Origin of the sequence: Actinobacillus vicugnae (genome assembly GCF_901687125.1) — a bacterium.
GTDB lineage: Bacteria > Pseudomonadota > Gammaproteobacteria > Enterobacterales > Pasteurellaceae > Actinobacillus > Actinobacillus vicugnae.
Genome location: NZ_CABFJY010000037.1, coordinates 1 through 1,310, shown reverse-complemented (window position 1 = coordinate 1,310; position 1,310 = coordinate 1). Strand labels below are relative to the sequence as shown.

The following is a 1,310-nucleotide window of genomic DNA, read 5'->3' as shown; positions in this document are numbered from 1 at the left end:
TGGTTATAGTAATACATGTACTCGTGAAGGGTTCTTTCAAGTTCGGCAAAAGTGTCAAAGCGTTTGCCAAAATAACATTCCGTTTTCAGCCGCCCGAAAAAACTTTCCATTGCACCATTATCTAAGCAATTTCCCTTTCTTGACATGCTTTGTGTGATACCATTCTTTTGACACAGTTCTCGGTAACCCGACATTTGATATTGCCACCCTTGGTCAGAATGCAATATCGGTGTTGCACCATTAAGCCTTGCAATGGCTTGCTTCATCATTCGCGTAATTTGCTCAAAATTAGGCTGTCTTGCCACATCGTAAGCGATAATTTCCCCATTGAATAAATCTTTAATCGGCGATAAATACAACTTTCCTTCCGCACATTTCAACTCCGTCACGTCTGTCACCCACTTCTGGTTCGGCGCTCCAGCATGAAAATTTTGTTGCAACAGATTATCGGCAATTTTGCCCACTTCGCCTTGATACGAGCGGTATTTTCGCTGCTTGCCTTTCCCTTTCAAGCCTAAACTTTGCATAATGGATTGGACTTTTTTGTGGTTAATTTTGCGCATTTTTCTCAACGCACACGTAATGCGACGATAGCCGTAATTGCCTTGATTTTCGGCATAAATACTTTCAATTTGTTGCACAATTTCAGCATTTTTATCCGCTTTCTCAGCAAAATGATAAAAGAAACTACTGCGTGCTAAGCCGATAAGCCGTAATAACAGTACGAGAGGAAACTCGTGCCGTAACGCTTTTACGACGGCTGTTTTTTCTGCATTTTGGCTTGGTTGAGTTCTTGCAACTTTTTTAAGATTGCCACCTCCGCTTCCAGCTCCAAAATGCGATAACGCAAACGTTCTTCTTCAGTTTTAGGTTTCGGGGGCATTTTAGGGTATTTGGGTTTCATCGGCGGACGACCTTTCGGTTTGGGAAATAAACCGTTTATACCTTGTTTATCAAAGGTTTTCAACCATTGAAGAATCAAGCTATGCGTGGGAAGACCAAACTGTAAGGCGGCTTGTCTTGCAGAGTATTGACCGTTTTTGACCGCTTGTATCACGGCGAGCTTAAACTCAGGTAAGTAAATTTGTTTGTGATGACGAACAGCCAATCCCTTGATGCCGTTCTGTTGATACTGTGCAATCCAAAGTTTAAGTACCGTCTTTTCAAGCTGAAAATGTTGCTGTGTGAATAATCGATTTTTACCATTTTGAAGATAAAATTCGATGACTTGTTGTTTGAAAGATTGATTGTATTTAGTCATAAAAAAATCTGCACCTTAGTGAGTTGGCTGTTTAGTCCAACTTTTGGGG

Annotated in this window: 1 protein-coding gene; it reads right to left on the bottom strand. The window is 41.0% G+C overall.

Going from position 1 to position 1,310, the window contains the following annotated elements:
* A protein-coding gene (locus F8M47_RS08140) for an IS3 family transposase (RefSeq protein WP_150539619.1) occupies positions 1-1,261 on the bottom strand; the annotation gives its coding sequence in 2 pieces (ribosomal slippage) (positions 1-811 and positions 811-1,261; 1,262 coding nt annotated over the 2 pieces). This gene is flagged as partial in the annotation.
* Positions 1,262-1,310 lie beyond the last annotated feature (49 nt).